Source organism: Pararhizobium sp. (assembly GCF_035497515.1).
Classification (GTDB): Bacteria; Pseudomonadota; Alphaproteobacteria; order Rhizobiales; family Rhizobiaceae; genus Pararhizobium.
In genome coordinates this window covers 26,890-39,677 of sequence record NZ_DATJDJ010000165.1, presented here as the reverse complement: position 1 = coordinate 39,677, position 12,788 = coordinate 26,890, and the positions used below count along the sequence as shown (strand labels likewise).

The 12,788-nt window shown below is 61.0% G+C and carries 11 protein-coding genes; 10 read left to right on the top strand and 1 reads right to left on the bottom strand.

Annotation, left to right across the window (positions count from 1 at the left end; translation table 11 throughout):
- Positions 1-2: 2 nt before the first annotated feature.
- Positions 3-2,102, bottom strand: coding sequence for a bifunctional rhamnulose-1-phosphate aldolase/short-chain dehydrogenase (locus tag VL202_RS16615; protein ID WP_325465193.1), 2,100 nt, complete (start codon positions 2,100-2,102; stop codon positions 3-5).
- 203 nt (positions 2,103-2,305) lie between these two features.
- Between VL202_RS16615 and VL202_RS16610 the strand changes: the two genes are divergently transcribed.
- From VL202_RS16610 to cheY1, 10 genes are all read left to right on the top strand, one after another.
- Positions 2,306-3,118 carry a DeoR/GlpR family DNA-binding transcription regulator gene (locus VL202_RS16610; RefSeq protein WP_325465192.1) on the top strand — a complete coding sequence of 271 codons (813 nt, stop codon included), beginning with the start codon at positions 2,306-2,308 and terminating at the stop codon, positions 3,116-3,118.
- Between the two features lie 134 nt (positions 3,119-3,252).
- Entirely contained in the window at positions 3,253-4,242 is a 990-nt protein-coding gene (rhaS, locus tag VL202_RS16605) for a rhamnose ABC transporter substrate-binding protein (protein ID WP_325465191.1), read from the top strand.
- Between the two features lie 119 nt (positions 4,243-4,361).
- Positions 4,362-5,909, top strand: coding sequence for a sugar ABC transporter ATP-binding protein (locus VL202_RS16600; protein WP_325465190.1), 1,548 nt, complete (start codon positions 4,362-4,364; stop codon positions 5,907-5,909).
- Positions 5,906-6,886: an ABC transporter permease gene (locus tag VL202_RS16595; RefSeq protein ID WP_325465189.1), complete on the top strand. Its 981-nt coding sequence runs from the start codon at positions 5,906-5,908 to the stop codon at positions 6,884-6,886. The genes VL202_RS16600 and VL202_RS16595 overlap by 4 nt, the downstream gene beginning before the upstream one ends.
- Positions 6,883-7,887: an ABC transporter permease gene (locus VL202_RS16590; protein WP_325465188.1), complete on the top strand. Its 1,005-nt coding sequence runs from the start codon at positions 6,883-6,885 to the stop codon at positions 7,885-7,887. The genes VL202_RS16595 and VL202_RS16590 overlap by 4 nt, the downstream gene beginning before the upstream one ends.
- A 13-nt stretch (positions 7,888-7,900) precedes the next feature.
- Complete coding sequence (gene rhaM / locus VL202_RS16585; protein ID WP_325465187.1) at positions 7,901-8,215, top strand: L-rhamnose mutarotase; 315 nt, start codon at positions 7,901-7,903, stop codon at positions 8,213-8,215.
- Between the two features lie 4 nt (positions 8,216-8,219).
- On the top strand, positions 8,220-9,596 hold the full coding sequence (locus VL202_RS16580) for an FGGY-family carbohydrate kinase (protein ID WP_325465186.1): 1,377 nt from the start codon (positions 8,220-8,222) through the stop codon (positions 9,594-9,596).
- A 775-nt stretch (positions 9,597-10,371) separates the two neighbouring features.
- Positions 10,372-11,991: a globin-coupled sensor protein gene (locus VL202_RS16575; RefSeq protein ID WP_325465185.1), complete on the top strand. Its 1,620-nt coding sequence runs from the start codon at positions 10,372-10,374 to the stop codon at positions 11,989-11,991.
- Between the two features lie 133 nt (positions 11,992-12,124).
- Positions 12,125-12,418, top strand: a complete 294-nt coding sequence (locus VL202_RS16570; RefSeq protein ID WP_325465184.1) for an STAS domain-containing protein — start codon at positions 12,125-12,127, stop codon at positions 12,416-12,418.
- A gap of 3 nt (positions 12,419-12,421) precedes the next feature.
- Entirely contained in the window at positions 12,422-12,787 is a 366-nt protein-coding gene (gene cheY1, locus VL202_RS16565; RefSeq protein ID WP_056329642.1) for a chemotaxis response regulator CheY1, read from the top strand.
- The last annotated feature ends 1 nt before the right edge of the window (position 12,788 follow it).

Here is a 12,788-nt window from a genome sequence, read left to right as displayed (position 1 = left end):
TATCAGCGCGTGAACGACTGGGCATTGCCCGCGTCGACATTGATGATATTGCCGGTCGATTTGGCCGACATGTCGGAGGCGAGGAAGTAGATCGCCTCGGCAATGTCTTCCGGGAAGACGCTGAGCTTCAGCATCGAGCGCTCGCGGTACATCGCCTCCAGCCCTTCCATGTCGGTCTTGTAGACGGCAGCACGCTGTTCCTTCCACTCGCCGGACCAGATTTTCGAGCCGCGCAGGACGGCATCCGGGTTGACGACGTTGACGCGGATCTGGGCGCTGGCGCCTTCGAGCGCCAGGCAACGGGCAAGATGGATCTCGGCAGCCTTGGCGGTGCAATAGGCCGATGCGCCCGGCGAGGCGGCAAGGCCGTTCTTGGAGGCGACGAAGACGACGTTGCCGCCGGCCTTCTGGTTGCGGAAAATGCGGAAGGCTTCGCGCGAAACAAGGAAGTAGCCCGTCGCCAGGATGTCCATGTTCTTGTTCCACAGCGCCAGCGACGTGTCTTCGATCGGCGCGGAGGAGGCAAGGCCGGCGTTTGAGACGAGAATGTCGAGCCCGCCGAATTCGAGCAGCGTATCGGCAAAGCTCTTCTCGACGGCAACTTCGTCGGTGACGTTCATGGCGACGGCGCGAACGAAGTCATTGCCGTAGCGGCCGCCGAGTTCACTGAGTGCCGAGGCCAAAGCTGTCTCGTCGATATCGGCGAGAACCACGCAGGCACCGTCCTGCATCAGACGGTGGGCGGTTGCCTTGCCGATACCGCCGGCGCCGCCGGTGACGAGTGCGATCTTGCCAGCCAGCATCTTCGGCTTGGGCATGCGCTGCAGCTTGGCTTCCTCGAGCAGCCAGTATTCGATGTCGAAGGCTTCCTGTTCCGGCAGTCCGACATAGGTCGAGACGCCGGACGCGCCGCGCATGACGTTGATGGCGTTGACGTAGAACTCGCCGGAAATGCGGGCGGTGGCCTTGTCCTTGGCAAAGGTGATCATGCCGACGCCGGGGATGAGGTAAACAACCGCATTCGGGTCGCGCATCGCCGGGCTGTTGTCATGGCTGCAGCGCTCGTAATAGGCGGCGTAACCGGCACGGTATTCGGCAATCGCGGCTTCAAGGCCGGCCAGCGTCTTGTCGATATCCGGGTTGGCCGGGTCGAAATCGATCACCAGCGGGCGGATCTTGGTGCGCAGGAAATGGTCGGGGCACGAGGTGCCGAGTGCGGCCAGCGGCTCAAGGTTCTTCGAGGTGACGAAGTCGAGCACGGCCTGGCTGTCGTCGAAATGGCCGAGCTTGCGTTCGTCGGCGCTGATCATGCCGCGAATGACTGGCATCAGTTTTTGCGCGACCGCGCGGCGTTCTTCCGGCGCCAGAACCGGCTTCACCGCGCCACCGAAGGCCGGCGCCGTATTCGTCTCTTCAAACCAGGCAATCGCCTTGTTGATGATCTCGATCGTCGTCTCGTAGGCTTGTCTGGCCGTGTCGCCCCAGGTGAACAGGCCGTGGCTTTCCAGGATCAGGCCGCGCGCATTCGGGTTTTCAGCGCAGAATTTCGACAGCCACAGGCCAAGCTCGAAACCGGGACGCTTCCAGGGCAGCCAGCCAATATCATCTCCGAAGATCTGCTGGGTCAACTCGCGGCTGTTCTTGGAGGCTGCAATGGCGATGATCGCATCGGGATGCATGTGGTCGACATGCTTCTTCGGCACATAAGCATGAAGCGGCGTGTCGATGGATGCGGCGCGTGGGTTGAGGTTGAAGGTGCAATGGGGCAGGTAGCCGACCATTTCATCTTCGTGTTCGAGACCACGATAGAGACCCTTCAGCGCTTCCAGCTTCTCCATATAGAGTGTCGAAAAGCCGTCCATCTTGATTGTGCCGACGTCGCCGCCGGAACCCTTGACCCACAAAACCTCGACCGTGCCGCCGCCGAGCGGGTCTTTTTCCATCACCTTGGCGGAGGTGTTGCCGCCGCCATAGTTGGTGATGCGCTTGTCGGAACCGAGCAGGTTGGAGCGGTACAGGAGCCGCTCCGGTTCGCTCATTGTGGCCGCCTTGCTGTCATCCCACAGATTGGCAAGGCGCGAGCCTTGTTGCTTGTCGAGCATCTGCATTTCCTCCCGGTCATTTCTGCGCGGCCCCATGACGGCGTGAGCGCATTCGTTGCCGTCAGATCACATAAAATCCGCGCCGGTGTCAATCATAAACGATCAAATTCAATCATACTGCACTGCACAATGGAAAAACATGACTGAATGTGATTGACAATGCGTGGTCGTGATGGAAGCATAGACCTCGTTGGAGGAGCGCAATGCACGAGAAAGAGCGACACAGGATCATTCTGTCAGCTGTCCAGGACAAGCCGGTCATCACCGTGCCCGAACTGGTCGATCTGACGGATAGTTCCGAAGCGACGATCCGCAGGGATATCGCGGCGCTGCACGTGCAGAAGCGTCTCCGCCGGGTGCGTGGCGGAGCCGAAGCGATCAATCCGCCGCAATTCGTCGGCCTGGCCGGCCGCCCCTTCAGTGTCAATGAAGGCCTGCATGCCCGCCAGAAGCAGGCGATCGCCAAGGAGGCCGTTGCGCTCTGTCAGGACGGCGAGCCGATCATCATCAATGGCGGCACGACGACATTCCAGATGGTGCATTTCCTCGCCAATCGCCGCATGCAGGTGTTCACCAATTCCTTCCCGATCGCCGAGCACCTGCTCAAGCATTCGAAGAACACGGTGATGCTGTCCGGCGGCACGATCTACCGCGAGCAGAACATCATCCTGAGCCCGTTCGACAATGACGTGACGCGCAATTTCTATGCGCGCCGCATGTTCATGGGCGCGCAGGGGCTTGGACCGCTCGGCCTGATGGAGGGTGATCCACTGCTCATCCAGGCCGAACAGAAGCTGATCGACCAGGCCGACGAGCTGGTCGTGCTGATCGACTCGTCGAAATTTCACAAGCGCTCCAGCCTCATTCTGTGCGGGCTGAAGCGCATCACCACAGTGATCACGGATTCAGGCATCGAGGACAGGCACGTCCAGATGCTCGAAGATGCAGGCGTCGGTTTGGTCATCGCCAATACGAAGCCGGACATCATGAGGGAAAATGCTTCCTCATCGGCTTGATGCCGACGGGGAAGGGGGAGTTCAACGGCTGTTTCCGACGGCGCTTGGCCAAAGGGGCACCAATGAAATTGACGGACAGAGCCGGACAAGGCGGGCCATCGTGGCGCGCGCGGCTCGATTGGGAGGAGAACGTAATGAAATTTCTGAAGACTTTGGCCCTGACAACCGCTCTGGCGGCAACCATGATGGCCGCGCCGGCAATGGCGCAGGAAAAGATCGCCCTCGTGGTGAAATCGCTCGGCAACGGCTTCTTCGATGCCGCCGCCAAGGGCGCTGAAAATGCCGCCAAGGAAATCGGCGGCGTGGAAGTCATCTATACCGGCCCGACCTCGGCAACCGCCGAAGGCCAGATCGAGATCATCAACTCGCTGATCGCCCAGAACGTCAACGCCATCGCCATCTCATCCAATGATCCGGACGCTCTCGTTCCGGTTCTGAAAAAGGCCATGGATCGCGGTATCAAGGTCATCTCCTGGGATTCCGGCGTTGCTGCGGAAGGCCGTCAGATGCACCTCAACCCGTCCGACACCAACCTGATCGGCGAAACCATCATCAAGCTCGCCGCTGACTACCTGCCGGAAGGCGGCGACGTTGCCATTCTGTCGGCGTCCTCGACGGCGACCAACCAGAACGCCTGGATCGATGCAGCCAAGAAGATCCTTCCGGAGAAATTCCCGAAGATCAACCTGGTTTCAGTCGTCTACGGTGACGACGACTCGGTCAAGAGCACCAACGAAGCCAAGGGCCTGATCTCGTCCTATCCGAACCTCAAGGCGATCATCGCTCCGACCACCGTCGGCGTTGTTGCCGCTGCCCAGGTCGTGACCGATGGCAACCTCATCGGCAAGGTCAACGTCACCGGTCTCGCTCTGCCGTCCGAGTTCAAGCAGTTCATCGACAACGGTTCCTCGCAGGCCGTTGCCCTGTGGAACCCGATCGACCTCGGCTACTCCGCCGTCTACCTCAGCCACCAGTTGATCGGCGGCACCGAAGCCAAGCCGGGCGCGAAGTTCTCGATCGGCAAGGTTGGCGAAATCACCCTCGACGATACGAACTCGGCCGCCATGGCCGCCCCGTTCACGTTCGACAAGTCGAACATCGAGGAATTCTCGAAGATCTATTGATCCTGCGCAGTTGGCCGGTGGCGTTTTCGCCGCCGGCCTCACCCGCGGAAGCGGCCCACGGATTGCCTTGCGCGCCTTTGCCTGGCGATTGCCGTAACCGATTGAAACGAAGCTGACCCATGACATTGTCCCAACCCAAGTCCGAGACCGTGCCCGGTCGCTCGACGCCGAAGATCACGCTGTCCGGCATCACCAAGACCTTTCCCGGGGTTCGCGCGCTGCACAAGGTCGCGCTTGAGCTTTACCCTGGCCAGGTGACAGCCCTGATCGGTGAAAACGGTGCCGGCAAGTCCACGCTGGTCAAGACCATGACCGGCATCTACCAGCCCGATGCAGGCGAGATCCGTATCCATGGCGAGTTGGTGACGCTGTCTTCCCCGCATGCCGCCTTCAAGCTCGGCATCACCGCGATCCATCAGGAAACGGTGCTTTTCGACGAACTGAGCGTCGCGGAAAACATCTATCTCGGCCATGCGCCGAAGACCCGGTTCAAGACGCTCGACTGGGGCGTGATGCGCGAGCGCTCGCTGAAGCTGCTGCAGGAGATCGGCGCCGGCCATATCGCACCCGATGCCCGGCTCAAGGATCTGAGCATCGCCAACAAGCATCTGGTCGCCGTGGCGCGCGCGCTGTCGATCGAGGCCGACGTGGTGATCATGGACGAGCCGACGGCCGCTCTCTCTTATAAAGAGATACAAGACCTGTTCGAACTGATGGAGCTTCTGAAGAAGAGCGGCAAGGCGATCCTGTTCATCTCGCACAAGTTTGACGAAATCTACCGTATCGCCGATCGCTACACCGTGTTTCGCGATGGTGAAATGGTCGGCAGCGGCCTGATCGCCGATACCAATCAGGATACGATCGTGCGCATGATGGTCGGCCGCTCCGTCGAGCACGTCTTCCCCAAGCAGGAAGCCACGCTTGGCGACACCGTGCTGACCGTCTCCGGCTATTGCCACCCGACAGAATTCGCCGACATCAACTTCACCCTGCGCAAGGGCGAAATCCTCGGCTTCTACGGCCTGGTCGGCGCCGGCCGCAGCGAGTTGATGCAGGCGTTGATCGGCATTACCAGGCCGTCCAAGGGCGCTGTCAGGATCGGCGACGATATCGCCGTCATTCGCAGCCCGGCGGCGGCGATCGAGAACGGTATCGTCTATGTGCCGGAAGAGCGCGGCAAGCAGGGCGTCGTGGTCGACATGCCGATCGTCCAGAACATCTCGCTTCCCTCGCTTCGCCGGACCTCGAAAAGCGGCTTCCTGCGCCTGGCCGAGGAATTCGCGCTGGCGCGCGAATACGCGACGCGGCTCGATCTGCGCGCCGCCTCGCTCAGCCAGAATGCCGGTACACTGTCGGGTGGCAACCAGCAGAAGGTGGTCATCGCCAAGTGGCTGGCGACCAAGCCGCGCGTCATCATTCTTGACGAACCGACCAAGGGCATCGATATCGGCTCCAAGGCCGCCGTCCATGCCTTCATGAGCGAGCTTGCCGCCCAAGGGCTCGCCGTCATCATGGTTTCGTCGGAGCTTCCTGAAGTGATGGGAATGAGCGATCGCATCATCGTTATGCGCGAAGGCCGCATCGCCACCACCATCGAAAAGAATAGTGGCTTCGACGCGGAGACACTTGTCCGCGCTGCCGCAGGCATTGGGGAGAAAGCGGCATGAAAACCGTCATCCGATCCCGCGAATTCTGGCTGGCCGCCATCGTCGCGGCCATGGTCGTCGCAACAAATTTCCGCGCGCCGGGCTTTGCCTCCCCGGACAAGCTCGCCGGTATCTTCAACGATACGGCGATGCTGATGATCCTGGCGCTCGGCCAGATGGCGGTCATCCTCACCCGCTCGATCGACCTGTCCATGGCGTCCAATCTGGCGCTGACCGGCATGATCGTGGCGCTGATTAATGCGGCCTTCCCGGTCATCCCGATCCCGGTTCTGATGCTCTTGTCCTGCCTGTGCGGCCTTGTCCTCGGCGCCTTCAACGGCATGTTGATTTGGCTCCTGAACATCCCGGCGATCGTCGTGACGCTGGGCACGCTCACCATTTACCGCGGCATCATCTTCCTCATCGCCGGTGGACAGTGGGTCAACGCCGACAAGCTGAGCCCGGCTTTTGTGCAATATACCCGCATGGAGTTCCTCGGCCTGCCGGCTCTGTCCTGGTACGCCATCGTCGTGGCCGTGGCATTCTTCATCCTGATGACGCGCACCGCGCTCGGCCGCGCCATCTATGCTGTCGGCGTCAACCCAACGGCGTCGGTCTATGCCGGCATCGATGTCGGCCGCATCAAGTTCGCAACCTTCCTGATTTCCGGTCTGCTCTCCGGCTTCTGCGGCTACCTCTGGGTTTCCCGCTATGTCATCGGCTCGGTCGAGGTCGCCAAGGGCTATGAGCTTACGATCATCGCAGCCTGCGTGATCGGCGGGATTTCCATTTCCGGCGGGGTCGGCACGGTTGCCGGTGCGCTCCTTGGCGCCCTGTTTCTCGGCGTCATCAATTCGGCATTGCCGGTCATCAACGTCTCGCCCTTCTGGCAGATGGCGATTTCCGGAGCCGCCATCATCCTGGCCGTCGTCTTGAACGCCCGGGGCGAACAGCGCGGCAGCCGGCTTATTCTTCGTGAAGCAGAGGCCAGGTCATGACAGACACAGCGCATGAAGCGCGGCATATCCCCGATCGTCTCGACAGCCCCGCGCGTGCGGCCCTGTTGTCCTGGCCGATGCTGCTGCTGATCGTCGGGATCGTCCTGTTCATCCTCAACTCGCTCGCCTCGCCCTATTTCCTGTCGCCCTGGTCGCTGTCGGATGCAACCTTCAACTTCACCGAAAAGGCGATCATCGCGCTCGCCATGGCGTTGTTGATCATCGCCGGTGAAATCGATCTCTCTGTCGCCTCGATCATCGCGCTTGCCTCGACCGCGATGGGCGTTGCCCTGCAGTTTGGCGTCGGTGTGCCGGGCCTCGTGACGATCGGCATCCTGACCGGCCTGATCTGCGGCCTCTTCAACGGCTTTCTCGTCACCGGCCTTGGCCTGCCGTCGATCGTCGTGACAATCGGCACGATGAGCTTTTTTCGTGGCATTTCCTATATCATCCTCGGTGACCAGGCGTTCAAAGGCTATCCCCCGGGCTTCGATTATTTCGGCCAGGGTTATGTCTGGTGGGTGGTGTCCTTCGAGTTCGCGCTCTTTCTGGTCTTCGCGCTTCTCTATTATGTGCTGCTGCACCACACCAACTTCGGCCGTCAGGTTTTCACCATCGGCAATAACCCCGTTGCGGCGCGATTCTCCGGTGTCCGGGTCGAGCGCGTCAAGTTCATCCTTTTCTGCCTGACGGGCCTGATGTCCGGCATCGCGGCTGTGTTGCTGACCTCGCGCCTTGCCTCCACCCGCCCGTCGATCGCGGTCGGCTGGGAACTGGAAGTGGTGACCATGGTCGTTCTCGGCGGTGTCTCGATCCTCGGCGGTTCCGGAACCATCCAGGGCGTCGTCATCGCTGCCTTCATCATGGGCCTCGTCACCTTCGGCCTCGGCCTCCTCAACGTGCCCGGCATCGTCATGTCGATCGTCATCGGCGCGCTGCTGATCTGCGTCATCGCACTGCCGATCATCTGGTCCCGTGTCCGACGCCGGGCAGCGCGTTAAAGGAAAACGCTCCATGGAAAAATACGCTTTCCGCATGCGGCTCAATCCCGGTATGACGGAGGAATACAAGGCTCGCCATGATGCGATCTGGCCGGAACTGTCGCAGCTTCTGACCGATGCCGGCGTATCCGATTACTCTATTCATCTCGATGAGGAGACCAGCCTCCTGTTTGGCGTCCTCTGGCGCCGCGACGATCACACGATGGCGGACCTGTCATCGCATCCGGTGATGCAGAAATGGTGGGCCTATATGGCCGATATCATGGAAACGAAGGCGGACAACGAGCCCGTCGCCGTGCCCTTGGCCACCGTCTTCCATATGAAGTGACCCCATGAAAACCATCGCTGTCATCGACATCGGCAAGACGAATGCCAAGGTCGCGCTTGTCGATCTCGATCGCTTCGAGGAGACCGCTGTGCGCAAGACCGCCAACTGCGTGTCGCCTGACGGGCTATATCCGCATTTCGATGTCGAGCGGCTGTGGCGGTTCATCGCCGAGAGCCTCGCCGCGCTGAATGCGGAAACGCCGGTCGATGCAATATCCGTGACCACCCATGGCGCGACGGCGGTGCTGCTTGATGCGAACGGCGATCTCGCTTTGCCGCTGCTGGACTATGAATTTACCGGGCCGGATAGGCTTTCGGCGGAGTACGACAAGGTGCGGCCGCCTTTCGCGGAGACCGGCGCGGCCCGCCTGCCGATGGGGCTCAATATCGGCGCGCAAATCTATTGGCAGGAACGGACCTACCCGAAGCAATTCGCTGATGTCGCGACCATCCTGACCTATGCGCAATACTGGTCCTATCGCCTCAGCGGCGTGCTCGCCAACGAACTGACCTCGCTCGGATGCCATACCGACCTGTGGAACCCCTATACCGGCGATTTTTCCACCATGGTCGACGCGCGCGGGTGGCGGTCTTTGTTCGCGCCGGTTTGCCGGGCAAGTGATCTGCTGGGCGGCCTGACGGCGCAGGCGGCCAAGGACACCGGATTGCCCCAGGGCCTGCCGGTCTTCTGCGGCATCCATGATTCCAACTCCTCGCTTTTGCCGCATGTCTTGACGCGGCCGGCACCGTTCTCCGTCGTTTCCACCGGAACCTGGGTGGTGATCATGGCGATGGGGGCGAGGAAGGTGGCGCTGGACGAGGCGCGCGATACGCTGATCAATGTCAATGCGCTCGGCGATCCCGTGCCCTCGGCGCGGTTCATGGGCGGACGCGCCTTCTCGACGCTGATGCAGGACCTGCCGGTCACGGCATCGGATGAGGCCGAAGCCGTTGTCGCGGATCGGCAATGGATGCTTTTCCCCTCGCTGCCGGAGGGTTCCGGACCTTTCCCGCATGCCAAGGCGCGCTGGTCCTGCGACGAGGCATCGCTGACATCATCGGAACGTCTCGCCGTTGTGTCCTTTCATCTGGCGCTGATGACGGCGACCTGCCTCGACCTGATCGGGGCTCAGGGGGAAATTGTCGTCGAGGGACCGTTTGCGGGAAACCAGGCCTATCTGCGCATGCTGGCCGCCGCCACGGGCCGGCCGGTGCTGACCGGCAGCCAGAGCGCCACCGGCACCAGCCTCGGTGCCGCCTGCCTGGCCGATGGCAGCCGGGCGCAGGTTCATACGACGCGATTCAGCGCCGACCCACCCGCGGGATACAGGGCCTATGCGGAGGCATGGTTCGCCGAGGCGAACCGTTCAGACCGCGTCTGAGTAAAAATCGGGAAGAGATGTGTTGGCGCGCAGCAACGCCGGCAAGTGAAGTCGTGTCTGACGGGATGGACTTTAAAAAATCCGCGCGTTCAAAGACTTGCGATCATCCTCGATATTCAGGAGGATAGAGATCGCTGCCATCGTGAGGGTGGCGATAAGCACGGCGCTCAGTCCCAGAACAATCATTGCTCGTCCCTTCTACGTCATCGTCATGATGCCGTTTCAACATGACCGGCTATGCTTGCGCATGGCTTGCTCCGGTCAGAATAGGCATTAGTTAATAAACTGCCCTCAACAGTGCAACTCCCAAGTTTTACCATTGAGAACCTGTTGTTTCTCTGTCTGGCGCAAACGCCCGGCCAGCATCGGGTTGCTGCGATATAGGTCCAATAATAGTGAAAGAAGATAGGGGCTACCAACCGTTAACCTTCAAGCAAGGAATTAACCATAAACATGGTCTCACACGTCGGAGTGGGAAATTCTGTTTCCTGACATGGCATGACGCCGCACCGCCGAACCGGTCTTGATCCGGTATGCACTTCACCAAATTGACAATGAGAATGAAGCGGCCGTGTGCCGTGGCTGGCGGCATGGCTGCCGTCTCCACAGGCACGTGCAGGCGGGGATGCCGGGCGTCGGTCTTGATCGGTTGGTGAAGGGTAGGGAGCCGCAGGCCGCAAGGTGGGCGGACATGCAGAAGCAGTTTGAATTTCTTTGAGAATACTTGTGAGAGCCGATCGGTTTTCAAGAATTGCGTAGCAGACCGGGGAATAGCGTGAGGCAGGAAAAGTCGCCAGATCAGACCAGGAAGGCTCAGGCAGGCAGCCTGCTCGAGCGCTTGCGTTTTGCTGGCCTCGACGCGGACCAGACCGATGTCCTGCGCAAGAACCGCCAGTCGCTCGGCGCCCAGGTCGAACTGGCATTGCGCGACCTGTTCCAGCGCCTCCAGACATTTCCCGATGCCGCGCGCCATTTCACCAGCGATCGCCAGATCGATCGGTTGCACGACCTCAAGGCGTCACATTGGAGTGTCCTGACGGATGCCCGTTTCGACAGCCTCTATGCCGAGCGCGTCAAGGTTCTCTCCGATACCGAAAGCAAGATGGGTCTCGATCCGCGCTGGCAGATCGCCGGTCACGCGGTCGTCCTGGAGCGCCTGATCTGCTCGATGATCCAGGAATGTTGGCCGAAGTCGGTTCTGCCGCTCGGCAAATCGCGCAGGCAGGAGCTTGCGGATCTCGTCGCCGCACTGGTGCGCACCGTTTTCGTCGATACCGAGATTTCCGTTTCGCTGCGCTTCAACGAGCAGCGTCACAGCCATCAGCGCGCCCTTGCCGAACAGCGCAAGGCGGGCGAAGCCGAGGCACTGGCGATCTTCGGCGATGTCACCCAGGCATTGGGCCGGGGCGACCTGTCCGTCCGCGCACCGACCGACGGGGCCGCCGCCTATCAGCCGCTGGCGCAGGATCTGAACGACGCGCTCGACGGCATGCAGCGCCAGGTCGTCAGCCTGTCGGATCGGGCGGCCATCATGGAAACCTCGTCGCAGCAGCTCACCGGCCAGACCGGCCAGTTCTCGGCAAAGGCACGCGAACAGTCAGACGCCCTCGGTGATACCGTTGCCTCGCTCGCCACGATCGTTGAACGCGTCAGGCAGAATGCTGTCCAGACACACGCGGCCGAAAAAAATGTAGCGGCCACCCGTCAGTCCGCCGAACGCAGCGGCGAGATCGCCGGACAGGCGATTTCCGCCATGGCTGATATCGAGGCTTCGGCTGAAAAGATCGGCCAGATCATCGGCGTCATCGACGAGATCGCCTTCCAGACCAATCTCCTGGCGTTGAACGCCGGCATCGAAGCCGCACGCGCTGGTGAAAGCGGACGCGGATTTGCCGTCGTCGCCCAGGAAGTGCGGGCGCTTGCACAGCGTTCCGGCGATGCGGCGCGTGAGATCAAGCAGCTGGTATCCAGCACGAAGTCGCAGGTCGAGGCTGGCGTCGAGCGCGTCGGCCGCACCCAGGACGCGATCAGCAGCATCGTCGAACAGGTTCGTGGAATTAACGACGCGATCGCCGGCATCGCGGTCGAAACCGCCGGGCAGGTCACGAGCCTCGAAGCGGCGACGTCGGACCTTGGCCGTATCGGTGTCGAGATTGCAGCAAGCGCCGGTCAGGCTGCCGACGCCAGGGAAACCTGCGACGACCTGCAGACGGTTATTCTCGAACTCGGCCAGACGATCCGCCAGTTCCATGTCCTGCGGCAGTCGGCACAGGCTTCGACGCCAGCCAAGGCGCGGATCGGGATCGCGCAACGCGACGAAGAAGCCGACGAGGCCGTGGACGGGGTCGACGATGGATACGGTCTTCAGGACCGCCTTGCCGGATGGGGGCGCTGATGCAGAGCTGCCACAAGCACAATCCGCCGTCCTCGGCGATTTTCGAAGTTCAGCGTGTCCGGTTCGTTCCGCGCGCGGAAAGCCAGTCGAACCATCTGTGTAAATTACTCCCAGTTAGACAAGGAAAGTAGAGATGGCAACCAAGAAGGCCGCTCAGAAAAGTTTAAGCCTCGCGCCGGTCCTCGACCTGAACGAAGCCAATGCGCTGCACGGCAAGCTGATGGGTTTGCGCGGGAACGCGATTGTCATCGATGCCTCCTCGGTCGAGCGGATCGGCGCGCTGTGCGTTCAGGTCCTGATGGCCGGAGCGAAAAGCTGGGAAGAGGATAAACAGTCGTTCACCTTCGCGAAGGTGTCGGACGCATTCACGAAAACGACACAGCTCATCGGGGTGAATATCGATCACCTGATGGCAAAGGAGATTTGAGACATGAAAAAGAAAGTTCTCACAGTCGACGATTCCAGAACCATCCGGAACATGCTTCTCGTCACACTGAACAATGCCGGGTTCGAAACGATCCAGGCGGAAGACGGCATCGAGGGTCTGGAAGTTCTGGAAGACGCCAATCCGGACGTCATCGTCACCGACATCAACATGCCCCGTCTCGATGGTTTCGGCTTCATCGAGGGCGTGCGTCGCAACGAGAAGTTCCGGGCCATCCCGATCCTCGTCCTGACGACGGAAAGCGATGCTGAAAAGAAGAACCGTGCCCGCCAGGCTGGCGCGACCGGCTGGATCGTCAAGCCTTTCGATCCGACCAAACTGATCGATGCCATCGAGCGCGTAACCGCTTAAA

Bases quoted from the DNA above. Each gene is read 5' to 3' on its own strand.
- VL202_RS16615 (WP_325465193.1), bottom strand. From the start codon at position 2,102: ATGCTCGACAAGCAACAAGGCTCGCGCCTTGCCAATCTGTGGGATGAC.
- VL202_RS16610 (WP_325465192.1), top strand. From the start codon at position 2,306: ATGCACGAGAAAGAGCGACACAGGATCATTCTGTCAGCTGTCCAGGAC.
- rhaS (WP_325465191.1), top strand. From the start codon at position 3,253: ATGAAATTTCTGAAGACTTTGGCCCTGACAACCGCTCTGGCGGCAACC.
- VL202_RS16600 (WP_325465190.1), top strand. From the start codon at position 4,362: ATGACATTGTCCCAACCCAAGTCCGAGACCGTGCCCGGTCGCTCGACG.
- VL202_RS16595 (WP_325465189.1), top strand. From the start codon at position 5,906: ATGAAAACCGTCATCCGATCCCGCGAATTCTGGCTGGCCGCCATCGTC.
- VL202_RS16590 (WP_325465188.1), top strand. From the start codon at position 6,883: ATGACAGACACAGCGCATGAAGCGCGGCATATCCCCGATCGTCTCGAC.
- rhaM (WP_325465187.1), top strand. From the start codon at position 7,901: ATGGAAAAATACGCTTTCCGCATGCGGCTCAATCCCGGTATGACGGAG.
- VL202_RS16580 (WP_325465186.1), top strand. From the start codon at position 8,220: ATGAAAACCATCGCTGTCATCGACATCGGCAAGACGAATGCCAAGGTC.
- VL202_RS16570 (WP_325465184.1), top strand. From the start codon at position 12,125: ATGGCAACCAAGAAGGCCGCTCAGAAAAGTTTAAGCCTCGCGCCGGTC.
- cheY1 (WP_056329642.1), top strand. From the start codon at position 12,422: ATGAAAAAGAAAGTTCTCACAGTCGACGATTCCAGAACCATCCGGAAC.